The following is a 26,105-nucleotide window of genomic DNA, read 5'->3' on the forward strand; positions in this document are numbered from 1 at the left end:
CTGTTAAGACGTATGATGAACCGGCTGCAGCCCATAGACAGGCGTTTCCAGTCCCTCCATGCGTGCCTTTAACTGCAGCGCTAAATAGTGTGAGTAGTGCCGCGACTGGTGCAGGTTGCCGCCGTGGAACCACAGCGCCTCTTGCTGGGTGGGTTTCCACATATTACGCAGCTCGCCCTCCCAAGGGCCGGGGTCTTTGGTGGTGTCAGAGCCCAGGCCCCAGCACTTGCCGACTTTATCCGCCACTTCCTGAGAGATAAGCCGCGCCGCCCAGCCATTCATGGAGCCATAACCGGTGGCGTAGACGATCAAATCTGCCTCTAGCTCACTGCCATCGGTAAGTGTGATGGAGTGGGGGTTAATGCGCTCAATGCCCACACCGCTTCGCAACTTGATATCGCCGTTAGCCACCAAGTCGCAGGCGCCTACGTCGATGTAATAACCTGAGCCCCGGCGCAGGTACTTCAAGAACAGCCCGGAGTCATCGTCACCGAAATCGAGCAGAAAGCCCGCGTCTTCCAGCTTCTGATAAAACTCGGCGTCGCGCTGTTTGATTGCCTCAAACGCCGGGCGCTGAAAATTCGGAAGCACCTTGTAGGGGATCGAGGCAAAAATCAGATCAGCCTTGTCGTGGGTTAAGCCATTGGCCACCGCCTCTTCGGAGTAGAGCGGCCCCAGCACTTCCTCCATCAAAGAGTCCGACTTCACAATATGGGTGGATGAACGCTGCAGCATGGTCACATCGGCGTCGTGCTCCCAGAGTGCCGCGGCAATATCGTGAGCGGAATTATTCGACCCCACAATGACGCACTTTTTACCTTGGTAGGCATCCGGCCCTGGGTGCTGGCTAGAGTGCTGCTGTTCGCCTGCGAAGCTCTCTGCGCCCGGAAATGTCGGCACATTGGGCATACCCGACATCCCGGTGGCCATTACCAGCTGTTTCGGGCGTAGCGTGATCTCTTCGCCGTTGCGCTTAACGTTAACCACCCACTCGCCTGCGGCTTCGTCATAACGTGCATTCTGACACTCAGTGGAACTCCAATAATTGAGCTCCATCACTTTTGTGTACATCTCCAGCCAATCGCCCACCTTGTCTTTGGGGGCAAACACCGGCCAGTTTTCAGGGAAAGGAATATAGGGAAGGTGGTCGTACCAGACTGGATCATGCAGGCAGAGGGATTTATAGCGCTTGCGCCAGGAGTCACCGGCTCGCTCGTTGCGCTCTATGATGATGGTCGGCACGTCCATCTGCTTCAGCCGCGCCCCAAGGCCAATCCCACCTTGGCCTCCGCCGATGATTACGCAGTAAGGCTGTTGGGTATAGCCAAGCTCTGCCTCTTCGCGCTCCCGTGACTCTAACCAGGTTTCACGCTGTTTATTGGCCCCGTGCTCAGCTCCTTTTGGGCGGTTGTGGTTACGCGGTTCGGGGTAGTCATGAAGCGACTGCATAGTGGTTAGTAGCGTCCAGCATTTGCCGTCTTTTAGACGCAGGTAACCTTTGCCGCTGGCGACCGCGGTCTCAAAGGTAAACCACGCCTCACTGATATCGCCGTTTTGGGTAGCTTCGCCTTCTAGCTGCCAGTTCGAAGGACGTGTGTTCTCCAGGGTGGCATTGAGCAAGGCCTGAATAGCATCTTTTCCCTCACAGGTTTTTAAATTCCAGGTAAAGGTTACAAAGTCGCGCCAGTAGCACTCCTCATTAAATAGCGACAAAACACGCTGAATATCCTGGGCTTGCAGCGCTTTATCAAAATCACTCAGCCACCCTTGGACAGTCGCCGTGGCGGTTTGATGTGTTTGTGTCGGTGTCTGTGACATAGCGAGAACTCCATCGTTTGTTATTGTTGAATTGCTTGTGAGACACCCAACTCCAAGCATCCGCCGTGCCAAAACACACAAAGCCACTACAACCAACTGAAAGATAACGTTATTTAATAAAACGAAGCGGCGATAAGACGTAGTGAGGAGGTGGACACCTGTCACACTGTTTACAGCTAGGTGTTACAGGTGTAACGCACGACTAACGGCGTAATAGCACTGCGTTGACACCCACGCCAGAGCGCATAGGCTGGAAGGACAATAACAATCCCTACGGTGAACTACGCCATGCCTACTCAATCGCCTCTGCCTGCACGGCTGCAATCCGTCCAGCGCCAGCATATTGAGCATATTTTCCAGCTCGGCGAAGGCCTGGAAGTTCCGCAGCTACCGGCCCAGCAAACCATTCGGCGTTCCTGGCTGCGCTGCCTAAACGAGTACCAGCTCGATCCCACCCAGCCACGCCCAGCCCGGGTAGTGCCCCAGCAAATCCTGATTGAGCACCGGGAATCCGTGGATGAACTCCTGCATGTGGCAAGAGCCGGGGTTGACCAGCTTTATCAGCAAATTGCGCAACTCGGCTACGTGCTACTGCTCACCGACCACCGCGGGATAACCGTTGAGTTTCGTGGCGATCCCAACCAAGACCAGCAACTGCGCAAAGCAGGCCTTTATCTCGGTGCTGACTGGGACGAACGCTTTGCGGGCACCTGTGCCGTAGGCACCTGCCTGCATGATCGCCAGGCGATTATCTGCCACCGCCAGGAGCACTTCGACGCCTCGCATATTTCGCTTACCTGTACTGCCGCCCCCATCGCCGACCCACAAGGCAACGTCATGGCCGTGCTGGATATCTCCGCGCTGCAATCGCCTACCCAGCATGAGAGTCAAAATTTCAGCCTCTCGCTGGTAACGCTCTACGCACGCATGATTGAGGACGCCTATTTTCTCCAGCGCTACCGTGACTGCCTGATGGTGCGGCTGGATACCTCGCGAGAGTTCGTGCATGTAAACGGGCGCGGACTCATCGCCATTGAAGAGAACGGGCAAGTGATTGCTGCCAACGCAGTGGGTCGTGATCTGATAAGTGAACACCAGCGCCGTTGGCCACCCTGGTCAGCCCATCACACCCCAATGCTGGGGGAGCTATTCGAGTGCGAGATCGCCGATGTACTCAGCATTAATAGCGCCACCGACGATCAACTGCGTGCTTTTCGCGCCAGGGTCGATAACACGATCTACTTTATTAGCCTGCTGGAGCCACGCCGCCCGCGCCCTGCTCAGCAAGCACAACCTCTCGCCTCCAGCCTGCCGGAACCACTGGTACGCCTCGGCGCCGACGACCCCGCCATGCGCAAAGTGCAGAAACTGGCTGAACGGTTGCGCAACGAAGCCAGCGTCAATGTGCTGATTAGCGGAGAAACCGGCACCGGCAAAGAGGTCGTTGCCCGTGCTCTGCATGACAGCGGCAACCGATCTAAAGGCCCCTTTATCGCAGTAAACTGTGCCGCCATTCCCGAAGCGCTGATCGAAAGCGAGCTGTTTGGTTACGAGCCCGGCGCCTTTACCGGCGGGCGCGCCAAAGGCATGCGCGGGCTGATTCCCCAAGCCCACGGCGGCACACTGTTTTTAGATGAAATCGGCGATATGCCGCTGGCCCTGCAAACCCGCCTACTGCGCGTACTGGCCGAGCGAGAAGTGATGCCTCTTGGGGCCAATAAGCCTGAAAAGGTTGATATTCGGGTGATTACCGCCACTCATCGCAATATCGATTCGATGATCCAGCAGGGTGAGTTCCGCGAAGACCTCTATTACCGCCTTAACGGGGCTCAACTGCGCCTGCCCGCGCTACGCGACCGCGCCGATAAGCTCTACGTTATCCGCCGCGTATTTGATGACATCATCCAGGAGCGAGCCTCCAGCCAATCACCGCGCCTGCGGGCCGATGCCATTAGCGCCCTACTAGCTTACGCCTGGCCCGGTAATATCCGTCAGCTAAAGAATGCGCTGGCCTTTGCACTGGCCACCTCAGAAAACGAAGAAATCACCGTTCATGACTTACCTGAGCAGTGCCTAAGCCAACGCATCACTCGGCAAGCAACTCCCCTGCCTGCAGACGCTGGTAGCGACAGCGATCACACATTGCTGGAAATGCTCAAGGAGCAGCACTGGAACATTAGCGCCGTGGCTCGCGCTCTCGGGGTTTCAAGGCCCACGATATACCGGCAAATGCAGCGCCAAGACATAGTGCCGCCGAATTGGCAGGGGTGATAAAAAGCTACTTCAAAGCTTTTGATTGGGAAATAACTGCAACATATCTTGAGAACACGGTGCGAGGGCAGGTTGAAGCGAGGGTCTTTCGCCATGGATGGCGAAAGTAGCGCCCACGGATGGGTTAACAGCGCCCTCGCGGAAACCTGCACTCGGCACAGTGTTGTGCAGAATGCCAGCCAGCTACCACTACCTCTTGGCCTTGAGGGTGACCCTCACGTACACTTGTTTGAATCCGTTTATCCTTTTATAAACCCGCTTTCGACAAGCCGAGGCCCTCCCATGGCGTTTGACTCCACTTCTTCCTATATCGCAACCGATGCGCTTAAGCAGGCGGTGAATGCTGCCGTGGTGCTCGAGCGGCCGCTGTTGATCAAAGGCGAGCCGGGTACCGGCAAAACCCTGCTGGCTGAAGAGCTGGCTGAATCTCTCGATACTCAGTTGATTACCTGGCATATCAAATCCAGCACCAAGGCGGCCCAGGGCTTATACGAGTACGATGCAGTCAGCCGCCTGCGGGATTCTCAGCTAGGCGTTGAAGGCGTGGAAAACGTCGCCAACTACATCAAACCCGGCAAGCTGTGGGAAGCCTTTACCGCCAATCAACGGGTGGTGCTACTGATCGACGAGATCGACAAGGCCGATATCGAATTCCCCAACGACCTCCTTCAAGAGCTGGATCGTATGGAATTCCACGTTTACGAAACCGGCGAAACCATTCGCGCCGAACAGCGCCCGATTATTGTTATTACCTCGAATAATGAAAAAGAGCTGCCAGACGCGTTCCTACGCCGCTGCTTTTTCCACTACATTGAGTTCCCTGACCGCGAGACCATGCAGGCGATTGTCGATGTGCACTTCCCGGATATCGCCCCCAAGCTGGTCAGCGAAGCCTTAGAGGTATTTTTCGAGCTACGTAAAGCGCCAGGCCTCAAAAAAAAGCCTTCCACATCTGAACTAGTCGACTGGCTCAAGCTACTGATGGCTGACAATATTGCTCAAGAGGCGCTCTACAACCGCGATCCGTCCAAAGCACTTCCACCCATGGCCGGCGCCTTGGTCAAAAACGAGCAGGACACCCAACTGCTGGAACGCCTGGCGTTTATGATCCGTCGCCAAAAAGGCACAGGCCGCTAAGCCATGTTTATTGGCCTATTCGAAACACTAAAGCGTGCGGGCGTTCCGGTATCGCTACGTGAGCTGCTGGATCTTCACGCCGTGGTGGAACGCGGTGTGGTGTTCGCCGATATGGAAGCCTTCTATCAGGTGGCCCGCACGGTGATGGTCAAAGACGAACGCCACTTTGACCGCTTTGATCGTGCCTTCGCCGCCTGGTTTAAAGGCCTTGAGGATATGGACGCCGCCATTGAAGCGCTGATCCCCGATGACTGGCTACGCCGGGAGTTTGAGAAGCAGCTTACCGACGAAGAGAAAGCCAAGATCGAATCCCTGGGCGGCCTCGAAGAACTCATTGAGACGTTCAAAAAACGCCTGGAGGAGCAAAAAGAGCGCCACGCGGGCGGCAATAAATGGATCGGCACCGGCGGCACCAGCCCCTTTGGCGCCTACGGCTACAACCCGGAAGGCATTCGCATTGGTCAGGATGGCTCCCGCCACCGCCGCGCCACCAAGGTCTGGGACGAGCGACGCTTCCGCGATTACGATGATTCTCTGGAATTAGGCACGCGCAATATCAAAATGGCGCTGCGTCGCCTGCGCAAGTTTGCCCGCCAAGGGGCGCTAGATGAGTTTGACGTGGATAGCACTATTCGCGAAACTGCCAAGGACGCCGGGCTACTCAACGTTCAGATGCGCCCGGAGCGCCATAACGCCGTTAAAGTGCTGCTATTTTTGGATGTGGGCGGCTCGATGGATGATCATATTCGCGTCTGCGAAGAACTGTTCTCTGCCGCCCGTTCAGAGTTCAAGCATCTTGAGCACTACTACTTTCATAACTGCCTTTACGAAGGGGTTTGGCGAAACAATATGCGTCGGGGTAACGAGCGGATCCCGACCATGGATGTTTTGCACACCTACGGTGCGGATTACCAGGTCGTGATTGTCGGTGACGCGGCCATGTCGCCCTATGAGGTCACCCACCCCGGCGGTAGCGTAGAGCACTTTAACGACGAAGCGGGCGGCGTGTGGCTGAAGCGTTTATGCGAAACGTTTCCCCGCCTGGCGTGGCTTAACCCGATGCCACCCCGGGCATGGGAGTACACCTACTCTACTCAACTAATCCGCGAGATCATTGATGACCGCATGTACCCCATGACCATGGAGGGTTTGGAAACCGCCATGCGCGAGCTAGCAAAGAAGTAGTCTGATTATCTGGCCATGCGCGTCAGCACGTCGTGGTGAGTCAGCTTGCGATGCAAAATGGCCATCACGATGTGCCCTACGATCAACGCTAACAATGTCCAGCCTAGCTCACCGTGGAGCAAACCGCCCAGATCTGTCATCCAGGTGATTTCCTCGCCTTCAAAACCTGACATCAGCGTAAAGCCAAACACCTCAAGCGAGCGGCCCGAACCGTACTGGCGAATAAGCGCAATCGTCGGAATCACCATCATCAAGCCGTAGAGAACAAGATGGCCCAACTTTGCCATAACGCTCACCGATGGCGGACGGCGCGATGCATTGGCCAACGCCCATATCGCTCTCAGTACGACTAAGGTCAGTAGCAATACACCCACTGGGTAATGGGTTCCCCAGAAGAACTCTTCAAAGGGTGTGTCCGGAAAAAGCCAGTGCGCCGTGGCACTCGTAAACTGCCAAGCAAACAGTAGCGCCATCCCCCAATGCAACAAGCGGCTAATCGCACCGTAACGTTGACTGTTATCCATTATCGGTAATGCCATGCAGCTTCTCCCTTCTTTTAATAAGCTAGTCGTGATGCTTATTTTATCGGGGCAACACGTAAATAACATGGCAACAACGTGCAACTTGGTTGCACAAACTGGAACGCAGCGTTTCCTAAGGGCTATTAAAGCGACTGCGGGAAATCGTTTAAGCCCTTCAAAAATGCCTGTTTGGCCGTTTCAAACGCCTTAGGGTCATGTTTAAAGCGGCGCAGGATAAGCGCTTCATCCAACACTAGGGTAGGCGCTAATTCGCGAATACTCTTGGCAGGGTGGCGAGCGCCCAAGCCAATACGCTTTCCATCCACCCCGCCGAACCAGCGCTTAATGCCACTTTTTTGATAGAACGCTTCTCGTTCGGCGTTATCCACTTCGACCCGTAGCGGCGCTTTCAGAGTAAGCTCGCTGATCAAACGCTGCTGGGCATCTGTCTGGTCAAGTGCGCAGGCGTGGGTCACGGTCATACCCTCGCCTTCTTCGTCCAGCACTAGCAGCGCTAGCGCTTGGGGTTTACCCTGGCCGTCAACGGCAGCAAACAGTCGCGCGGCTTCCTGAGGAAATAACACACTGCAGGTGCCGGTGAACACGACCAGCGGCGTTAGACCAGCCTGTTGCCCGTATACCTCAGCGCATAGTCGCGCCAGACAGGCGTTGCGCTGGGCCTCTGCGTTAACGTGTACGACCTTCATATGAATCATCCTCAGCGACTAAAAAGCCGCAAGCCTAGAGTAATTATCGCCGTTTTGACAGCGCGACATGCCTCACGCGTCCTCTATTCATTTTTACTGATACTGAACACTACTGTTAACAATCTGTCGAAGATAACTGTAAGCGTGAACATCACTTAGAAGGAGCTAGCATGCCCACCTTTATGAATGACCCTACCATGCCCACACCAAGCTTCCCCGGTAGCCACATGGTAGTCGATGATCACTATGTGTTTATTTCAGGACTGACCGTTGGCGATCTCTCTAACGGCCACGCAGTCAAAGGCGACGTTAAAGAAGAGACTCGCCTTGTGATGCGCGCACTATCGCGCATGCTTGAAATGGAAGGCGGCAGCTTAGCGGATATAGTGCGGGTGGATATCCACCTCACGGATCTACACGCTATCCAAGACATGGACACTGTTTACGCGGAGTACTTTGAACCTGGCCGCTACCCTGCCCGCACCTGCACCGAATCCCCTAACCTCTACGGCGGAAGCAGTATTGAAATCACTGTGATGGCGAAGCGCCCGCATCAATCAGCGCAATAACCGCCTCAATATCGATATGGGCTTCCAGCATATCGGCTAAACGGTCAAGCTCACGTTCTCGGTGAGCTTGATAATCGCTCTGCTCTCCATTAACGAGTCCCAACTGCTTCAGTAGGGCTTGGCAGGCCTCCGGGTGGTCAAATAACCCGTGCAGGTAAGTACCGATTATTTGGCCATCCTCACTGACGGCGCCTTCTGGTCGGCCTTCTATGTCAAATAATGGCGCGTTAAGCGCCTGCCCTTCACTTACGCCATTATGAATTTCATATCCGGTGACGGTTACCCCTTCAGCAACGGTCACGCCGCGAACATTGCGTAGCTGTTTGCCTGCCACCATTCGGGTGGTCAGCGGCAACAAGCCCAAGCCCGCCACTTTTACTGGCTTACCCTCCAGACCATCAGGGTCATCCACCCATTCGCCCAGCATTTGAAAGCCACCGCAAATACCTAACACCTTGCCGCCGTAGCGCAGGTGGCGCTGAATGGCGTTATCCCAGCCCTGTTGCTTTAACCACGCCAAATCGCTCGCGGTACTTTTACTACCGGGCAGAATGACCACATCGGCGGCGGGTATCGGCTGGCCGGGCCCCACAAAGGTCAGCGATACCTGTGGGTGCAACCGCAGCGGATCGAAGTCAGTATGGTTACTGATGCGCGGTAGCGCCGGAACGATCACGTTAAGTGTCTGGCTAGCCTTTTCGGCGTGGGTTAAACCAATGCTATCTTCAGCATCGAGTACTAGCCCCTGCAGATAAGGCAGTGTTCCGAATACGGGTTTTCCCGTACGCTCCTCCAACCATTCAAGCCCCGGCTTAAGCAGCGCTATATCACCTCGAAAGCGGTTGATAATAAAGCCTTTGGTACGCGCCTGTTCGCTCTCGCTCAACAGCGCCAACGTACCTACCAATTGGGCGAATACCCCACCGCGGTCAATATCGCCCACCAGTATCACTGGACAGTCAGCCGCTTCGGCAAAGCCCATATTGGCGATATCCCCCTCGCGTAGGTTGATCTCAGCAGGGCTGCCCGCCCCTTCGGCAATAATGACATCAAAGCGGTTTTCCAACGCCTGCCATGCCGCCATCACGCTCTCTTTCGCGGTGCGTTTATAGGCGTGGTAATCCAGCGCATCCATATGGCCATGCACTTTGCCGCGTAAAATCACCTGGGCGCCACGATCGGTTTCCGGCTTTAACAGTACCGGGTTCATATCACTGTGGGACGCTAAATAGCAGGCTTGCGCCTGTAACGCCGTGGAACGGCCAATCTCGCCGCCGTCCTCAGTCACGGCGCTATTCAATGCCATATTCTGGGGTTTAAATGGCGCCACCGATACTCCACGCCTTGCCAGCGCGCGGCAAAGGGCAGCCACCACAGTGCTTTTACCCGCATCCGAGGTGGTGCCTTGAATCATCAGTGTAGCCATAAAGAAGTCTCGTCCAGGTGAACAAGAGCGAGACTTTAGCGGGAGGGGCTAAGCGGTGCAATGTGTTCAATCTCCGCTTAAGCACGCTGCTGCCCTTAATAATCAAAAATACTTTTTATTGCCATCAATTCGTCATACGCCATCTCTAGGCTGACACCTAATAAATGAGATCGATCTCATTGCATTCATAACAGGTATTTCCATGGCAGATTTACTTAGTGTGGCCAAACTCGCAGGAGTCTCTCGGGCAACCGCGGCGCGGGCTTTTTCAAACCCCGACTTGGTACGCCCCGCTACCCGTGAAAAAGTGTTTAACGCTGCCCAGCAGTTAGCGTTTAGGCCAAATAAAATCGCCCAACAGCTGCGCTCTCAAGCGACACAGATGATTGGCGTGATGGTGCCCAGTCTCGATAACCCCGTATTCGCCGAGCAGCTACAAGCCATGGAAGTGGCCGCCCGCGCGTCTGGCTACTCACTGATCGTTACCACCAGCGAATACTCGCCCAGCCGCGAGGGTGACATTGTTGAGGAGATGCTGCGCCAGCGCGTGGACGGCTTGGTGCTGACCGTGGCTGAAGCGGATAACAGTGCCGTGCTGAACACGCTGCGCTTAGAAACCACCCCGTGCTTACTAGTTTACAACCCGCCAGGGAAAAGTGGTTTTCCCTCTATTGGCGTCGATAACCGCGCTGCCAGCGCTGATGCCACCCGCCATTTAATCACCCTGGGTCATGAGCGCATTGGCATGGTCGCTGGCCCGCTGCTGCAATCAGACCGCGCCCGGCAGCGCTTTGACGGTTACTGCCACGCTATCCGCGAGGCAGGCCTGATCGCACGCCCGTTGGTTGAGATGACCCGCCATACCCAAGCTGACCTGAAAAGCCTAACACCTGCACTGCAAGGGCCAGAGGCTCTCAGCGCGGTGATCTGTACCAATGATCTGCTCGCCATCAGCCTGATGGGCGAATTACAACGCGCAGGTTTTAACGTGCCTGGCGACCTTTCTGTGATGGGCTTTGATGGCATTGCCTTAGGCAAGCACCTCTACCCATCGCTATGCACCATTGAGCAGCCTCGCGCCGACATTGGGCGCACCGCGGTTCACACCTTGTTAGCCATGATTCGGGGAGAAAAATGCACGCCCGCTCCCCTGCCCCACGCATTGCGTAAGGGCGAAAGTGTCGGAATCCCGGCATCCCGCAAGTCCACGTTAAGCACTTTATAGAGGAACTTGGTATGAGTCTTAAACGCATGAACCTTAAGCATCTTTATCAAGCGTTACTGGCCACGGCGGTTATCAGTGCGTCAGGGGTCGCCACTGCCCAGTCAAGCGACAACGCTATCTGCTACAACTGCCCGCCTGAGTGGGCGGACTGGGGCACTCAGTTGCGTTTGATCGAACAGGAGACCGGCATTCGCGTGCCGCAAGACAACAAGAACTCCGGCCAATCCTTAGCCCAATTGGTTGCCGAAGCCAGTAGCCCGGTGGCCGATGTCGTTTACTACGGGGTGACCTTCGGCATTCAAGCCATGGAAGAGGACGTAGTGGCGCCCTACCAGCCCGAACACTGGGATGAGATTCCTGAAGGTCTAAAAGACCCCGAAGGTAACTGGTTTGCCATTCACTCTGGTACCCTCGGTTTTATGGTCAACGTTGACGCCTTGGATGGCGCGCCGGTGCCCACTTCCTGGGAAGATCTGCTCAAGCCCGAGTATCGCGGCATGGTGGGTTACCTTGACCCGGCCAGCGCCTTTGTTGGCTACGTCGGTGCCGTGGCGGTCAACCTAGCCATGGGTGGCGATCTTAATGACTTCACTCCGGCGATCGACTACTTCAATCAGCTAGCCAAAAACGACCCGATTGTGCCCAAGCAAACCAGCTACGCTCGAGTACTTTCTGGTGAGATCCCGATTCTTCTCGATTACGACTTCAACGCTTACCGCGCACGCCATAGCGATGGTGCCAACGTAGAGTTTGTGATTCCCGAGGAGGGCAGCGTGGTAGTGCCCTATGTTATGAGCCTGGTAAAAGATGGCCCTAACCCCGAAAACGGTCAGCAAGTGCTTGATTTCGTGCTCTCTGACCAAGGCCAAGCGGTATGGGCAGATGCTTACCTACGTCCCGTGCGCGCCAGCGCCATTTCCCCCGAAGCACGCGAAGTCTTTCTGCCCGATAGCGAGTATGCCCGCGCCGAGGCACTTGACTACCCCGCCATGGCGGCTGCTCAACGTAGCTTCTCTGAGCGGTATCTGTCGGAGGTTCGTTAATCATGACAGCGGCATCCAAGCAGCCCTCCGGGGCTGCTTCTTACCTAAGTCGACCATCGACGATGGTAGGCCCAGCCCGGCGTAAACGCTTTATCGCGTTGTTCGCCTTACTGCCTGCCCTGGTGATTTTCTGCGCCTTTTGGCTACTGCCTTTTTCGCGTCTGATCATGATGGGCGCCGAGGCTGATCCAAGCAGCGGTATTAGCGCTTACCTGACTATTCTTACCCATCGTCAGTACTTAATCAGCCTAGCGACCACCGTTGGTCTTTCGCTGATAGTGTCACTGGTAGCGGTTGCCATTGCGGGCGTTGCCGGATTTTTTCTCGCCCGCCAGCGTTTTTTTGGCAAGTCCATACTAGTGGCTATCCTCACCTTTCCGCTGGCTTTCCCAGGCGTGGTGGTGGGCTTTTTGGTCATCATGCTGGGAGGGCGTCAAGGTGCCTTGGCGCAGACCAGCCTGTGGCTGTTTGGCGAGCGCTGGATGTTCGCCTACTCACTGGCCGGGCTATTTATTGGTTACCTTTACTTCTCCATTCCTCGCGTTATCACCACTGTGATGGCTGCCTGCGACAACCTGGATAGAAGCCTTGAAGAGGCAGCTCGCTCGTTAGGTGCTAACACCTGGCAGGTCACCAAAGACGTCATCGTACCCGGCATTGCTCCCGCGCTGCTCTCAACCGGTGCCATCTGCTTTGCCACCAGTATGGGCGCCTTTGGTACGGCGTTTACCCTGGGCACGCAGTTGAGCATTCTACCGCTCAATATCTACGGCGAATTCACCAACTACGCTAACTTCGCCATGGCAGCCGCGCTTTCAGTGGTATTGGGCGTGATCACCTGGATGGCATTGAGTCTTGCCCGCAGGCTGGCTGGCGGCAACTTGGGAGCCTCGGTATGAAATCTCGCCTACGCTTCACGCTGCAATTGGGCTTCACCCTGCTGGTGTGCCTGTTCATGATCGTGCCCGTCGCCATGTCGGTCATGGCGGGGCTGACCGAAAACTACTTTGTCGGCCTTGAGAGTGGCCTGACCCTGCGCTGGGTGGATGAGGTGTGGCAGCTCTACGCCGATACCATCTGGCTCTCAATTAAACTGGCGCTGGCCTGCTTATTGATCACTATCCTGATTGGCGTACCCGCCGCCTATGGCCTGCTGCGCAGCCGTCGCCGCTGGGCCAATGCGCTTGAAGAACTCCTACTGCTACCAGTTGCCGTGCCTGGGCTGGCCACCGCGCTTGCCCTACTGCTTGCCTATGGCAGCTACCGTGAATTTCGTGGCAGCTGGCTATTTATTCTTGTTGGCCATGTGCTGTTTACCTTGCCCTTTATGGTGCGCGCGGTGCTCTCCGTGATGCAAACCGCCAAGCTTCCCCAACTGGAAGAAGCCGCCGCCAGCTTAGGCGCCAGTTTTCGGCAACGCTTTTTCGGGGTGGTCATCCCCAACTGTATGAGCGGTATTTTGGCGGGGGCGCTGATGGTGGTCACCCTATCGATCGGTGAATTCAACATTACCTGGATGCTGCATACCCCATTAACCAAAACGCTACCGGTCGGCTTAGCCGACAGCTATGCCTCGATGCGCCTTGAAATCGGCTCAGCCTACACGCTGATATTTCTGGTGATGGTGGTGCCCTTGCTAGTGGCGATTCAGTGGGCAGGCCGACTCACCGAGCAGCGCCGCTAAGTTTTATTATTTGAGAATCCGTTATGAGTTCATCTGTCAGCATTACGCTACACCAATGCAGCCGCACCTTCGCTGGCGGCAACACAGCGCTCCAGCCGCTTGATTTGCAGGTTAATGCGGGCGAAACCCTGGTACTGCTGGGCCCTTCCGGCTGCGGCAAAACCACCACCCTGCGCATTATTAGCGGCCTGGAAAGCCCCGACAAAGGCGGGCAAGTAATGTTTGGCGAGCGTGATGTCACCGCTCTGCCGATTGAGCAGCGCGACGTGGGAATGGTGTTTCAAAACTACGCGCTATTTCCCAATATGAGCGTTGCCGACAATATTGCCTATGGCTTGAAAATACAGCGTTTGCCACGTGTCGAGATCGCACATCGGCTTGACGAAGTCATGCATATGGTCGACTTACAAGGCTTTGGTGACCGGCGCATCGACGCCCTCTCCGGCGGCCAAAAACAGCGCGTCGCTCTCGCCCGTGCGATTGCTGTTCGCCCCAAGGTGCTGCTGTTTGATGAGCCGTTGGCAGCGCTAGACGCCAAACTGCGCGACCGCTTACGCATCGAGATCGGCCAACTGCTGCGTGAATTGGGCACCACGGCGGTCTACGTCACCCACGATCAAGATGAGGCGATGGCCTTGGGTGACCGCATCGCGGTAATGCAAGCCGGACGCATTGCGCAGTTGGGCACTCCCCAAGAGATTTATCATCAGCCGGCCAACGCCTTTGTGGCCGATTTTATTGGTGCGGTTAACTGCCTGGACGTGATCAGCACACGCGCCGATGGAGGATTGGTCGTCCATGGAGGTGAACTCATCGCTGCCCATTTGCAGGGAGTATCCACTGTCTACTGCCGTCCAGAAGATATCCAGGTGGTTTCCGTTGACCAAGCCGATGTAAAGGGGAAAGTGGTACAAAGCATTTTCCTGGGCCAGACCCAGCGCCTGATGGTGGACACCGGCGGCGCTTCGCCGCTCCAGATTGAGGCCCCCTCCCGCCAGCGCTGGCCAAACGGTACCGCGATTGGTTTGGCACTCCCCTCCAGCGTGCTTTTTCATCCAGATAAGCCCACTGCCCCTGTTAATGCCAAGGAGATGGCCAATGGCTGATCAAGGTTTAAACGCTCAGAAAGATCCTCATGCCCAGCAATGCCTTATCGCCCAGATTAGCGATCCGCATATCAAGGCGGGCGGGAAACTCTCTTACCGCCAGGTAGATACCGCCAATGCGCTGCGCCAAGCAATCAGCACGCTCAATCAGCTAGCGCCGCGGCCCGACCTGGTGCTAATTAGCGGTGACTTGGTCGATTTTGGCCACCCTAGCGAGTACGCCACCTTTAAGCAGATTCTGGCTGAGTTAATGCTGCCCGTGTACTTGATCCCTGGAAATCATGATGACCGCGAGCATCTGCGCGCCGCCTTTCCCGAGCACCGTTACCTGTTTCAGCACCGCGACTATTTACACTGGGTCGTGGATGACTACCCGGTGCGCATTGTAGGGCTCGACTCATCGGTGCCCGGCAAACCCCATGGTGAGCTAAGCGATGAAAGCCTGCAGTGGCTAGACACTATGCTGGCAGAGCATCCCGAAAAACCGACTCTCGTCATGGTGCATCACCACCCTTTTGTTAGTGGCATCGACCATATGGATCGCCAGCCGCTGAAGCGACCAGACGCGCTAGCCGACGTCATTGGCAAACATGCCCAGGTCGAGCGCGTGCTCTGTGGGCATCTGCACCGTTCGATCCAAGCGCGCTTTGCTAACACTTTGGCGATTAGCTGCCCTGGGGTTTCCCACCAGGTGAGTTTGGATCTCACCCCAGACGGCCCCTCCAGCTTTCAGCTAGAGCCTCCCGGTTACCTGCTACACCAGTGGTCGGCAACTAACGGTATGGTGACTCACCAAGGGTTTATCCAGCGCTATCCTGGCCCCTTCCCGTTTTTTGATGCGAACGGGCTGATTGATTAGGTCGTTAAACTGGGGGCGAGCGCTGTGTTATCTGTGTGAGCCAGCGCCAGCTCCCAGGCTTGTACCATCTGCTTTTTCTCTAATCCCCAGCGGTAACCACCGAGTGCACCGCTTTGTTGAATCACCCGGTGGCAGGGGATCCATAACGCGATGGGGTTAGCGCCCACTGCATTGCCCACTGCTCGGGACGATTTAGGTGATCCCAGCGCCTGAGCAATATGGGAATAGCTGGCAAATTGCCCCTCGGGGATCGTTAACAGCGCTCGCCAAACCGCTATTTGGAAGTTGGTGCCAGTGACGTGTAGCGAGACAGCGGTAGCCCCCTCTTCAGGCTCAGTAAACAGCCTTTCCACCGCATAGCGAGTGGACTCAGTGTTATGTTGAAGGGTGCTGCGCGGCCACTCCTTGGCCAACCTTGCCAGTAACTCCTCTGAATTAGTCGTATCGACAAACCCCATTCGGCAGATACCCCGGGGCGTTACCGCGACGAATAGGCGACCTAAAGGTGTTTCGTGAACGCCATAAGCGATCTCCACTCCTTCACCCTGGCGCTTATACTCGCCGGGCGTGACCGCCTCTAACTGAACAAAGTGGTCGTAAAGCCGCGAGCCACCGCTCAGCCCAAGGGTATGGGCGATATCCAGCAAAGAAGTGGACGAATGCATCAACTGCTTACCGCGCTCTAAGGTGAGTGCCTGCAAAAAGCGTTTGGGACTAATCCCCGCATAACGACAAAACAGTCGCTGGAAGTGGAAGGCACTCAAATGAACATGAGCAGCCACCGTTTCCAGATTGGGCTGTTCCGCCGCATGAGCCACCATATAGGCCATGGCTTTTTCGATACGCTCATAGTCATTCATTGGGTTATCTCTCTGGCCGTCGGGGTCGGGGCTGCTTAGTTCCTTTCAGCCTAAGCCTTCACGGGCGAGCTGCCGACCCGAATCTTGCGCACCGGCGGGTGATCAGACAGTTTATGTTTAAAAGAGGCGTTATGTTTAACAGACATTTCCACCAGTTTTCGCTAGGGTAATGCCCCGCCTCCATTGACGGTACACGATACGCCCATGCAAGACTTGATCAATGACATTGCAGCAGCCATGGCAAACGCCGAAGAACGCGGTAAGGTCGCAGACTATATTCCCGAGCTTGGCCATGTTGACCCACAGCAGTTTGCCATTTCGCTCGCCACGGTGGATGGCAAAGTGTACTCGGCAGGTTGTGCTACCACGCCCTTCTCGATTCAAAGTATCTCTAAAGTATTTACGCTGACCATTGCACTTGGGCAAGTGGGTGATTCGCTGTGGTCAAAAGTAGGCCGCGAGCCCTCAGGGGATCCCTTCAACTCCATCGTGCAACTAGAGCATGAAAGCGGCAAACCGCGTAACCCGTTTATCAATGCCGGGGCCATTGCGGTAGTCGATGCGATCATGATGGGCCACGAGCCCAAAGAGACACTTGGCGAGATTCTTAGCTTTGTGCGCTATATCGCCGATGACGACAGCATTTACTTCGACCACGCGGTGGCCGCTTCAGAAATGGCCCACCGCGACCGCAACGCTTCATTGGCGCACTTTATGAAAGCCTTTGGCCGCCTGCGCCATGATGTCGATAAGGTGCTAGGCACCTATTTTCACCAGTGCGCTATCGCCATGAGCTGTGAGCAGTTGGCCCATGCCGGGCTATTTTTGGCCTCGGATGGTATCAACAAACCCAGTGGCATTCGCGTGGTAGCCCCCCAGCGCGCACGGCGTATCAATTCACTAATGATGATGTGCGGGCACTACGACGCCTCGGGAGAGTTCGCATTTCGCGTCGGCCTGCCTGGCAAAAGCGGCGTGGGTGGTGGCATCTTGGCGATTGCTCCAGGCCACGGTTCTATTGCCGTCTGGTCGCCGGGATTAGATAGTTACGGCAATAGCTTATTAGGCACCCAGGCGCTGGAAATGTTTGTGCAGCGTACCGGTTGGTCGGTGTTTGGGCATTAAAAGAGCAGAGTGGAAGGCATCGATTTAAGCGACCACCTCAATTTTGTTCAATACCTCCAGGGGGCACCACCGCAAACTCCTTGCACTACCGAGGAGGATGACAATGAGCGCTACACTACTGCTGCCTACACTTCTGCCCATGTCCGCATTTGCGCTTGCCGCGTCTATTTCGCCGGGGCCGGTCAACATCGTTTGTTTGAGTAGCGGTACGCACTACCCTATTGCTAAAGGGCTTGTTTTTGTAACCGGCGCCACGCTCGGGTTTATCGCGCTATTTTTAGCCATCGGCGCGGGGCTTTACTCCCTGCTGAATGTGCTGCCGCTGCTGGAAGAGTTTTTGCGCTGGGCAGGCATTCTGTTTTTACTCTATCTCAGCTATCAACTTTTACAGCACGATGGGCGCTTGCAGGAGCGAGGCGGCGTCAAAGCGCCAGGGTTTATGACAGGTGCCATGATGCAGTGGCTCAACCCCAAGGCGTGGCTGGCGTCTGCCGCTGGCATTGGCGCCTACACCACTGCTAATGAGCCCCATCTGCTATGGCTGTTCGCCGGCCTTTATCTGCCTATTTGCTGGCTATCGCTAGCCAGTTGGGTATATGCAGGCGCTTTTCTGAAACGCTATGTTCATCGTCCTATCATCTTACTGACGATTAACCGCGCACTCGCTATCTGCCTGGCGGTTAGCGCTATTGTCTTACTGGTTGAGTAGCGGGTAGCGGTACTGGTTGGGTGTCGCTGCTACCAGCCGCTTGAACGTCCTTTGAAAGTGGGGCTGGTCATTAAAGCCAGCGTTCAAAGCCGCCTCAACGATAGGTTGCCCTTGTTTTAACGCTTGCTGCCCCAGCTGAATGCGCTGATTAATCAGGTAAGCATGGGGTGTTAGTCCGAAGTGCTGTTTAAAGGCGCGAATCAGGTGCCCAGCACTATAGCCGGACTGCTCACATAGGCGTTCTAGCGATATATCAGCGCTACAATTGGCACGCAAATAGGCCGCGACCTGTTCTAGCGCACTGGGCGCTTGGGGCAATACCGCGGGGGATTCCTGAGCAAGCACTTGCATCATGATGGACAAGTATTCGACTAGCGCCGTTTGCTTATCGCTAATCTCGCGGCGTTCATCCAGCAAACAAGCAGCCATATCGCAGTACCCGGCATAAAGCGCTGGCTGGGTAATGACGGCGGTGGCGATATCTTGCCAATACGGCGTATTCAACAGGCCCAATTGGTAACGCAATTCACTCAGCCACTCGGTATCGACGTAGAGCATCATGTACGCCCAGGGCTGGTTCTCGATAGGGTTGCAGGCATGCACCCAGTAGGGGTTCATCATAACGATGTCACCCGCACTAATCTGATGCGTCGCATCGCGATAGCAAAAAGTGCTTTTACCTGCGGTAATGGCCCCCAGCGACCAATGCGTATGGCTGTGCGGCGCATAACAAACTTGTCGCGCGTCGCTAATCTTGCGCAGCTCCACATAGGGCATACGCGCATCGCGCCAGAAAATAGGTGACGAAATTGTACTCATGTTCTGCTCGTGTTTTTCAAAAAAAGCCTTTCACACTTCGGCTTGGCCTAGGCTGGACAATAGCACAGCACAAGGCCAGTATGGGCCGCGGATAAGCGCTATATGAACTAGATTGCATAGGGATGCGCAACGCCTAATATGTCAGGAGGACACCATGGCCAATAGTGTGAATAACCCCGACCACCGTGATGCGATTACCCTTTTCGCCCGCATGGGTTACGCCTCTCGGGGCATTGTGTATGTATTAGTCGGCGGCCTTGCAGCGCTGGCAGCCTTTGGACAAGGCGGCCAAACAGAAGGCAGTCGGGGCGCCTTAGAACGCGTGCTCACCGCTCCTTTCGGAAAAGTCTTGTTAGCCCTTATGGCCATCGGCTTGGTGGGCTACGCGATGTGGCGGACTATCCAAGCAGTTAAAGACACCGACCATCACGGCAACGGCGCCAAGGGGCTGGCAATTCGTGCGGGCTTATTGGCGAGCGCCTTTACCCACACGTTGTTGGCTTTTTTTGCCGCCACGCTCATCTTTCAATTGGCGGGCTCTTCGGGTGATTCAGGTGGTGGTTCACAAGGTGTCGCGGGCTGGCTGATGCAGCAGCCTTTCGGGCGCTGGCTGGTCGCTGGGGTTGGCCTAATCATGATAGGGGTAGGTATGGCCCACGCGCTTAAAGGCTACAAGGCCAAATTCGACAAACACTTCGCTATGCCACCACAAACGCAACAATGGGCCTACCCTATTTGCCGTTTCGGCTTAGTGATTCGTGGTGCTGTGTTTGTGATCGTGGGTAGCTTTTTTATCATCGCCGCTTATCAAATCAATCCCAATCAAGCAGGCGGTATGAGCGAGGTGTTTAGCACCCTGCGAAGCCAGCCCTTCGGTCAGTGGTTGCTTGGTTTTGTCGCGCTGGGACTTTTTGCGTTTGGCCTTTACAGCCTATTAGCGGCTGTCTATCGCCGCATTAATCCCGAAGTGTAGAGACCTGCATGGCCATAACATCCAAGCGTACTAAACAGTGGTTCGAGCGTATTAACGGCTCGAAGAACATGCTGTGGCTGCTGGGCACCCTCTCCTTTTTGGAGACTATTATTCTGCCCATTCCTCTTGAGCTGGTGTTGATACCGCTGATGGCCGTTAATAGGCAGCGGCTGTGGTTACTGGCTTTGGTCACTACTGCGGGCTGCCTCGTCGCGTCGCTGGTGGGCTACAGCATTGGCTTAGTGCTTTATGAGTCGGTGGGCACCTGGTTTATTGAGTCTATGGGGATGCAGAATAGCTACCAGGCATTCCAAACATTTTTCGATCAGTACGGTTTTGCCGCCATTTTGGCCATTGGAATACTACCGATTCCCTTTCAGGTGGCGATGATTACCGCCGGGCTTTCCGGCTACCCAATCGTAATGTTTGTAGTAGCGACATTAATCGCCCGTGGCTTGCGCTACTTCGGCCTTGCCTGGCTGGTTCACCGCTTTGGCCACCGTGTTCTGGTACTGTGGAAACGCCATGCCTTGGTAACCAGTTTGGTGGCAGGAGTTGTTGTACTTGCGGTGGCTCTAGGAATGCAGGCACTGGCTGGGCTGGTGGTGTAAGCCGTGAATCGGTGCCAACCAGCTAAATACCGTAATCTCGCTCGACTTTAGCGATACGGGTTTTGAAGTGTTGGTACCACTGCTGATGGCCTAGCCGCTGAGCTTCTTGATGCTCAGCATGAGCTTTCCACGCTTTAATAGATGCCAAATCGGCCCAGTAAGAAACTGTTACACCCACCTCATTACGGGCAGACTCCACTCCTAAAAACCCCGGCTGCTGCGCTGCAAGCTCAACCATTCTTGCCGCCATCTCGTCATAGCCGTTATCGACCTCTGTGCGTAGTGAAGTAAAAATAACGGCGTAGTAAGGCGGTTCGGGGGTAGTGGCAATCAGGGACATGGCATCACCGGGATTCTTGGATCAGGGGCTTCGAAGCATATCCCATGAAACAAAAAATGTATTCAGGGAGCCCACTGCCAACTGCCGCCAAACCGTACCACAGGCAGTGGGAAGAGCTGTGAGCCTAGGCGTCATCCTGCGCCTTACCAGGCGGAGCTGCCGTATGCTTGGCTTTCATATCCTTGAAGGCTTCCATAATGTCCATGGGCAGCGGGAAGACGATCGTCGAGGCGTTCTTGTTGCTCATGTCGCTCATGGTCTGCAGATAGCGTAACTGCAGCGCGGCGGAGTTTTCCTGCATCACATTGGCCGCTTCGACCAGCTTCTTGGAAGCCTGCAGTTCACCCTCGGCATGGATAACCTTGGCGCGACGTTCGCGCTCCGCCTCGGCCTGGCGGGCAATGGCGCGGATCATGCTCTCGTCAAGATCCACATGCTTGATCTCGACGTTCGCCACCTTGATGCCCCAGGAGTCCGTCTGGGCGTCGAGGATTTCCTGGATATCGTCGTTGAGCTTGTCGCGCTCGGAGAGCATTTCATCCAAGTCATGCTTACCCAGCACCGAACGCAGCGTGGTCTGGGCCAGTTGACTGGTGGCTTGGGTAAAATTCTCCACCTGGATAATCGCTTTTTCCGGATCCACCACGCGGAAGTAAAGCACAGCGTTGACCTTCACCGTGACGTTATCCTGGGAGATCACGTCCTGCTCGGGCACGTCCATGGTGATGACGCGCAGGTCGACCACCTGCATCTTTTGAATCGCGGGGATCACGATGACCAGGCCCGGCCCTTTCACCTTCTGATAGCGGCCCAGAAAGAACACCACGCCGCGCTTGTATTCCGGCAGAATGCGGATGGATGCGGCGATGAGTAACACCACCAGTACGACGGGGACAAGATACGAAAGAATCATGGGGCACCTCGTTTAGCGGATGATCAATTACCTAACGACGGCCGCAAGGGCCAGGGTCGCTAGGGATGTGATACATAGACCGTCAAGCCTTCAAGACGCACTACCTTCAGCTCGTCACCCTGCTTGACGGGAGCATCGCTCACCGCATTCCAGCGTTCGCTGTGCAGCCGCACGTGGCCGTTGGTTTCAAAATCTTCCAGGGCAACGGCGCTTGCGCCGATCATTTCCTCGATACCGGTATGCGCCGGGCGGCGGCGCAGCGTGGCAAAGCGCGTCAACGTCCAGAGCATCAAGCCGCCGGATACCAGCGCCACGCCGCCAATCAGCGGTAGTGAAATCGCCATATACTCGGCATCCATGAGCATGATCGACCCAAGTACAAAGGCAATAATGCCGCCGAGCCCCAGCACGCCGAAGCTGGGCATCAGGGCCTCGCCCACCATCAACGCCAGCCCGACCACGATCAGCGCCAGACCGGCGTAGTTGATCGGCAGCACCTGAAATGCAAACAGGGCGAGCAACAGGCAAATCACGCCAATGGTGCCGGGAAACAAGCTGCCTGGACTGGCAAGCTCGAAAACCAGCCCGTAGAAGCCGATGATCATCAAAAAGAAGGCGATGTTGGGGTTGGTAATCAGCGACAGCACCTGGGTGCGCCAATCCGGATCGAAGCGCTCGATAGTGAGGTCGGCGGTCTCGAGGGTGGCATCACCGCTTTGCATAACCACGCTCATGCCATCGATCTGTTCAAGTAGATCGGTGAGATCGCGCGCCACCACTTCGATGACGTTCTGCTCCAGCGCCTCGCTGGCGGTGAGGTTGACGGCATCACGCACCGCGTCTTCTGCCCAATCGGCATTGCGATCATGGCGTTCCGCCAGGCTGCGGATAAAGCTCACCGCGTCTTCCATCACCTTGCGTTCCATGGCGCTACCCTCGCCTTCCGACTCGTCAGCCGCGCTGTCATCGTCGTCTTCATTGCTGCCGGGCAGCCCGCCGCCCATCTGAATGGGCGTGGCCGAACCGAGATGCGTCGAGGGGGCCATGGCGGCCACATGGCTGCCGTAAAGCAGATAGGTGCCCGCGCTTGCCGCGCGCGCACCGCTGGGGGATACGTACATGACGACGGGGACATCAGCGTTGAGCATCTCGCGAATCATGTCGCGGGTAGTGTCGACCAGTCCGCCGGGGGTATCGAGCTCGACGATCACCACTTCGCTGCCCTGCTCGCGGGCTTTATCCAAGCCGCGCTCGAAGTAATCCTTGGTCGCCGGGCCGATCGCGCCTTCGATATTGAGCACCAGCGCGCTGGACGACGAGGACTGTGCCATGGCCTGCCAGGTCAACGACATGGTCGCCATTAGCAAACCGGCAACTATCAACCAGAGCCAGTGCGGTTTGAGAGAAAGGGTTTGCATACCCGCTCCTCGCATTCAACGCCTGAACATTCCCCTCTGAATCTGAAGCTTATCCATAGCAACATACACAAGGCTATCTACTCAACGTAGCACCCACTTTGAGCTTCGTCATGAACAACGTGAAGGCAAGCTTCGTGGGTAAAAAGAGCCTGAACCAAGTTAGCGATTTTGAAGGCCAGAGGTGGTCGAAATATTTTGAGGAATCGGTTAGTTCAAGTAATAACCACTCACTTTCCACGTCCCCTCTTCCAAGTGAGGGGTGATGGTTTCCGTAATCTGCGGCCTGTTTTCAAAACTTGTTTGGAACGTCAAAACCGCGTAGTCATCTCTTGGAGCCCCTGGCATAGAGGTTTCGCGAACGACGCTTACTTGCCGACGGGACTGGACCGCACCAAAGTCACGGCGCGCTGCACCAATCGTCCGTTCTAACATGTGCGGTGAAAGCGGCTTTTTTAGTAATGAAGACGAAGTTTCCCATGCCTGCTCATACTGACCGCTATCGATGGCTTCTAGCCACGCCAACGCCGCCGCCTCTGCATCACTGCTGTTTGCATGAGCTTGGGAGGATAGCGAGAGAAACAAGGTGGCAAAGATAAAGATCAGGTTTTTGGGCATAGCGGGGTCTCTTGGCATTTAACAACGACCAGAGAAATCTTCATGGCCTTTGCTATATATCGGTAAACGTCAGGATTTCTTTAGGGTCCCAGAAGGTATTTGATGAACACCAACGCTCCTAGCTATGGCTCTGCTTCTCAAACCCTACCCGCTCGTTTACTATGCGCCACCCACAATCTTTCAGTTGCCACTATTTAGGTCACCATGCCCGTCAACGCCCTCTATACCGACCTTTCTGGCTACTACGATTTGATGTGCGTAGATATTGACTATCAAGCGCAAAGTCACGCCATTCGCAGGCTGCATCAGATTTTCGGTAACGGCGGAACGGCACACCTAGATTTAGCCTGTGGCACCGGCCCACATGTGCGCCATTTCATTGATCTTGGATACGCCAGCAGCGGGTTGGATATCAACCAACCCATGCTGGATATCGCCGCCACACGCTGCCCAGAAGCGCTCTTCACGTTGCAAGACATGAGCGACTTCAAAGCCAACGAACCTCAAGACTTAATCACCTGTTTTTTATACTCAATCCACTACAGCGATGGCATTGAAAAGCTCAAAGCGTGTATATCCAGTGTTTATCGTGCACTCAAGTCTGATGGCATTTTCTGTTTTAACGCCGTCGATAAAGACAAAATCGATAACGCTTTATCTGTTAAACACAGCGCCAAACAAGAAAGCGATTTATTCACGTTCCGCTCGGGATGGCACTACAGTGGTCAGGGTGAAAAGCAGTCGCTTAGACTCAGCATTGAAAAAGCCAACGCTGAAGGAACACTGCTATGGAACGACGAACACCCCATGGTAGCCGTCAGCTTTGCAGAGTTAAGCGCACTCTTAGCGCCTCACTTTGAAGTTCATGTGTTTGAGCACAACTATGAAAAAATCATTCCCTGGGATAACGCCTCAGGAAACGCTATTTTTGTCTGTGTGAAGGTTTAGTCGTCTTCGACTAGCGGTTCTCCACTTTCTCAAGAAATATCACTGATAACCCCGCTGCAATGAACATTGCTCCAGCGCCCATATTCAGGCCTTGAATTACGCGCGGACGACTCTCCAACCAGCGCGCAAACATAGATGAAAAGAGACCCAGCACGGCGAATATAGCGAATGCCATAAAAGCAAACCAAGCACCTAGCAATAGCGTTTGCAACGCAATCGATCCCTGCGCCGGCGATACAAATTGAGGAATAAATGCCAAGATAAATAGCGCGGGCTTCGGATTAAGCACGTTGGTTAGAAACCCAGTGGTTAAAACCACGCGGTAAGACAAACGACGATGCGATGAAAATGCAATCAAGTCTCTGGAACGTAATGCTTTAATACCTAACCAAATCAAATACCCGGCCCCAATCAATTTAACGGCGCTAAAGGCAACGGCAGAGGTCTGGATAAGAGCCGCCAAACCAAGAAAAGCGACAACCACATGCACCATCAGCCCCATTCCAGCTCCTACGCTGGAGACACAAGCCGCTAGACGCCCCTGGCTAAGTCCACGACTAACGGCGAGTATATTATCAGGCCCCGGCACTAGAATTATTAAAACGCATGCGGCAGTGAAAGCCATCCATGTTTCGATTGGTATCATGTCTCTCTCCTATCCCAAAACTTACGCTTACCCGTATTAATGGCAAAACCGTGCGTGCGCATCGGATGGGGCGTTATGCATTGAACCCTACCTGATACCTCTGCTTGCTTGGGCTGAATCCTGAAGACTCGTAGAACCTGTGTCGCGGGGTCTTTAGACCTCGTCATAAGCGCCGCTTTATAACAGCCAGCTTGCTGGGCAAAGTCTATAGCACACCTAAGATTGGCCTTACCGATACGTTGCTTGCGGTGATCCTTGGAAACAATCACATTTTCAATGATTGCATGCGGTCGACCAGACCAATTCAAATTAGCACACATATTTACGGTACAGGTACCCATCATGCCATTATCAGTGAAGGTACTAACGATGCATCCCCCCTTTATGATATTGAACCAAAGACCCGCGGCAATTCCTCATCCACTACTGAAGTTGCCTCATCCCTGCAAACCTGGATTCATAGAATAACCGCAGCACTTTGGATCACACAGTAGAGGAAGGAGGGCCAGCGCCGGTACCCTCTCGACTTTACCGACCAAAGTGAAGCAGAGCATGGGATACCGACAGCTGACCCAGG

Annotated in this window: 26 protein-coding genes; 15 read left to right on the forward strand and 11 right to left on the reverse strand. The window is 55.1% G+C overall.

What is annotated here, in order from left to right:
• Positions 1-3: 3 nt before the first annotated feature.
• Positions 4-1,818: an NAD(P)/FAD-dependent oxidoreductase gene (locus tag E0L35_RS20265; protein WP_138801273.1), complete on the reverse strand. Its 1,815-nt coding sequence runs from the start codon at positions 1,816-1,818 to the stop codon at positions 4-6.
• Between the two features lie 288 nt (positions 1,819-2,106).
• Between E0L35_RS20265 and E0L35_RS20270 the strand changes: the two genes are divergently transcribed.
• From E0L35_RS20270 to E0L35_RS20280, 3 genes are all read left to right on the forward strand, one after another.
• On the forward strand, positions 2,107-4,089 hold the full coding sequence (locus E0L35_RS20270) for a sigma-54-dependent Fis family transcriptional regulator (RefSeq protein WP_022523138.1): 1,983 nt from the start codon (positions 2,107-2,109) through the stop codon (positions 4,087-4,089).
• A 282-nt stretch (positions 4,090-4,371) separates the two neighbouring features.
• Complete coding sequence (locus E0L35_RS20275) at positions 4,372-5,226, forward strand: MoxR family ATPase (protein ID WP_089692014.1); 855 nt, start codon at positions 4,372-4,374, stop codon at positions 5,224-5,226.
• Positions 5,227-5,229: 3 nt separating this feature from the next.
• Positions 5,230-6,411 (forward strand): VWA domain-containing protein, encoded by a 1,182-nt coding sequence (locus tag E0L35_RS20280; RefSeq protein WP_009287016.1) that lies wholly within the window; start codon positions 5,230-5,232, stop codon positions 6,409-6,411.
• 5 nt (positions 6,412-6,416) lie between these two features.
• Here E0L35_RS20280 and E0L35_RS20285 read toward each other — a convergent pair whose 3' ends face one another.
• Entirely contained in the window at positions 6,417-6,950 is a 534-nt protein-coding gene (locus tag E0L35_RS20285) for a cytochrome b/b6 domain-containing protein (RefSeq protein ID WP_022523135.1), read from the reverse strand.
• Positions 6,951-7,075: 125 nt separating this feature from the next.
• Positions 7,076-7,639, reverse strand: coding sequence for a hypothetical protein (locus E0L35_RS20290; RefSeq protein WP_022523134.1), 564 nt, complete (start codon positions 7,637-7,639; stop codon positions 7,076-7,078).
• A 170-nt stretch (positions 7,640-7,809) separates the two neighbouring features.
• On the opposite strand from E0L35_RS20290, the gene E0L35_RS20295 reads away from it, so the two are divergent.
• A complete protein-coding gene (locus E0L35_RS20295) occupies positions 7,810-8,208 on the forward strand; it encodes a RidA family protein (RefSeq protein ID WP_022523133.1) in 399 nt (132 codons plus the stop codon).
• On the opposite strand, the gene E0L35_RS20300 is transcribed toward E0L35_RS20295, so the two are convergent.
• On the reverse strand, positions 8,168-9,634 hold the full coding sequence (locus tag E0L35_RS20300) for a cobyric acid synthase (RefSeq protein WP_022523132.1): 1,467 nt from the start codon (positions 9,632-9,634) through the stop codon (positions 8,168-8,170). The two genes, E0L35_RS20295 and E0L35_RS20300, sit on opposite strands and share 41 nt — an antisense overlap.
• A gap of 202 nt (positions 9,635-9,836) precedes the next feature.
• Here E0L35_RS20300 and E0L35_RS20305 point away from each other — a divergent pair, with 202 nt between their 5' ends.
• The 6 genes from E0L35_RS20305 to E0L35_RS20330 are packed head-to-tail and all read left to right on the forward strand — an operon-like array spanning position 9,837 to position 15,551.
• Positions 9,837-10,859, forward strand: coding sequence for a LacI family DNA-binding transcriptional regulator (locus E0L35_RS20305; protein ID WP_022523131.1), 1,023 nt, complete (start codon positions 9,837-9,839; stop codon positions 10,857-10,859).
• 11 nt (positions 10,860-10,870) lie between these two features.
• Positions 10,871-11,902, forward strand: a complete 1,032-nt coding sequence (locus tag E0L35_RS20310) for an ABC transporter substrate-binding protein (RefSeq protein WP_022523130.1) — start codon at positions 10,871-10,873, stop codon at positions 11,900-11,902.
• 2 nt (positions 11,903-11,904) lie between these two features.
• On the forward strand, positions 11,905-12,801 hold the full coding sequence (locus E0L35_RS20315) for an ABC transporter permease (protein ID WP_022523129.1): 897 nt from the start codon (positions 11,905-11,907) through the stop codon (positions 12,799-12,801).
• Positions 12,798-13,586, forward strand: coding sequence for an ABC transporter permease subunit (locus E0L35_RS20320; RefSeq protein ID WP_022523128.1), 789 nt, complete (start codon positions 12,798-12,800; stop codon positions 13,584-13,586). Before E0L35_RS20315 ends, E0L35_RS20320 begins: the two co-directional genes overlap by 4 nt.
• A 23-nt stretch (positions 13,587-13,609) precedes the next feature.
• Positions 13,610-14,692 (forward strand): ABC transporter ATP-binding protein, encoded by a 1,083-nt coding sequence (locus tag E0L35_RS20325; RefSeq protein WP_022523127.1) that lies wholly within the window; start codon positions 13,610-13,612, stop codon positions 14,690-14,692.
• On the forward strand, positions 14,685-15,551 hold the full coding sequence (locus tag E0L35_RS20330) for a phosphodiesterase (protein WP_022523126.1): 867 nt from the start codon (positions 14,685-14,687) through the stop codon (positions 15,549-15,551). The genes E0L35_RS20325 and E0L35_RS20330 overlap by 8 nt, the downstream gene beginning before the upstream one ends.
• Here the strand turns inward: E0L35_RS20330 and E0L35_RS20335 are convergent.
• Positions 15,548-16,411 (reverse strand): methylated-DNA--[protein]-cysteine S-methyltransferase, encoded by an 864-nt coding sequence (locus E0L35_RS20335; protein ID WP_022523125.1) that lies wholly within the window; start codon positions 16,409-16,411, stop codon positions 15,548-15,550. The genes E0L35_RS20330 and E0L35_RS20335 overlap by 4 nt on opposite strands.
• A 204-nt stretch (positions 16,412-16,615) precedes the next feature.
• Between E0L35_RS20335 and E0L35_RS20340 the strand changes: the two genes are divergently transcribed.
• On the forward strand, positions 16,616-17,536 hold the full coding sequence (locus tag E0L35_RS20340; protein WP_022523124.1) for a glutaminase: 921 nt from the start codon (positions 16,616-16,618) through the stop codon (positions 17,534-17,536).
• Between the two features lie 103 nt (positions 17,537-17,639).
• Positions 17,640-18,245, forward strand: a complete 606-nt coding sequence (locus E0L35_RS20345) for a LysE family transporter (RefSeq protein ID WP_022523123.1) — start codon at positions 17,640-17,642, stop codon at positions 18,243-18,245.
• Here the strand turns inward: E0L35_RS20345 and E0L35_RS20350 are convergent.
• Positions 18,231-19,064, reverse strand: a complete 834-nt coding sequence (locus E0L35_RS20350; RefSeq protein WP_022523122.1) for an AraC family transcriptional regulator — start codon at positions 19,062-19,064, stop codon at positions 18,231-18,233. The two genes, E0L35_RS20345 and E0L35_RS20350, sit on opposite strands and share 15 nt — an antisense overlap.
• Before the next feature lie 154 nt (positions 19,065-19,218).
• On the opposite strand from E0L35_RS20350, the gene E0L35_RS20355 reads away from it, so the two are divergent.
• On the forward strand, positions 19,219-20,037 hold the full coding sequence (locus E0L35_RS20355; protein WP_022523121.1) for a DUF1206 domain-containing protein: 819 nt from the start codon (positions 19,219-19,221) through the stop codon (positions 20,035-20,037).
• Positions 20,038-20,045: 8 nt separating this feature from the next.
• Positions 20,046-20,648, forward strand: coding sequence for a VTT domain-containing protein (locus E0L35_RS20360; protein WP_138801274.1), 603 nt, complete (start codon positions 20,046-20,048; stop codon positions 20,646-20,648).
• A gap of 22 nt (positions 20,649-20,670) precedes the next feature.
• Here E0L35_RS20360 and E0L35_RS20365 read toward each other — a convergent pair whose 3' ends face one another.
• The 4 genes from E0L35_RS20365 to E0L35_RS20380 form a co-directional block, all read right to left on the reverse strand.
• The gene (locus E0L35_RS20365) at positions 20,671-20,988 is read right to left on the reverse strand and encodes an antibiotic biosynthesis monooxygenase (protein ID WP_138801275.1); all 318 of its coding nucleotides are present in this window, start codon (positions 20,986-20,988) and stop codon (positions 20,671-20,673) included.
• Between the two features lie 124 nt (positions 20,989-21,112).
• Positions 21,113-21,901, reverse strand: a complete 789-nt coding sequence (locus tag E0L35_RS20370; protein WP_035579952.1) for a slipin family protein — start codon at positions 21,899-21,901, stop codon at positions 21,113-21,115.
• Positions 21,902-21,960: 59 nt separating this feature from the next.
• Positions 21,961-23,319 (reverse strand): nodulation protein NfeD, encoded by a 1,359-nt coding sequence (locus E0L35_RS20375; protein WP_138801276.1) that lies wholly within the window; start codon positions 23,317-23,319, stop codon positions 21,961-21,963.
• Between the two features lie 207 nt (positions 23,320-23,526).
• On the reverse strand, positions 23,527-23,934 hold the full coding sequence (locus E0L35_RS20380) for a DUF4019 domain-containing protein (protein ID WP_035579957.1): 408 nt from the start codon (positions 23,932-23,934) through the stop codon (positions 23,527-23,529).
• Between the two features lie 204 nt (positions 23,935-24,138).
• Here E0L35_RS20380 and E0L35_RS20385 point away from each other — a divergent pair, with 204 nt between their 5' ends.
• Entirely contained in the window at positions 24,139-24,882 is a 744-nt protein-coding gene (locus E0L35_RS20385) for a class I SAM-dependent methyltransferase (RefSeq protein WP_138801277.1), read from the forward strand.
• Between the two features lie 10 nt (positions 24,883-24,892).
• On the opposite strand, the gene E0L35_RS20390 is transcribed toward E0L35_RS20385, so the two are convergent.
• A complete protein-coding gene (locus E0L35_RS20390) occupies positions 24,893-25,528 on the reverse strand; it encodes a LysE family translocator (protein WP_009287029.1) in 636 nt (211 codons plus the stop codon).
• Between the last annotated feature and the right edge of the window lie 577 nt (positions 25,529-26,105).

Origin of the sequence: Halomonas sp. ATBC28 (genome assembly GCF_005937175.1) — a bacterium.
Taxonomy (GTDB): Bacteria; Pseudomonadota; Gammaproteobacteria; order Pseudomonadales; family Halomonadaceae; genus Vreelandella; species Vreelandella titanicae.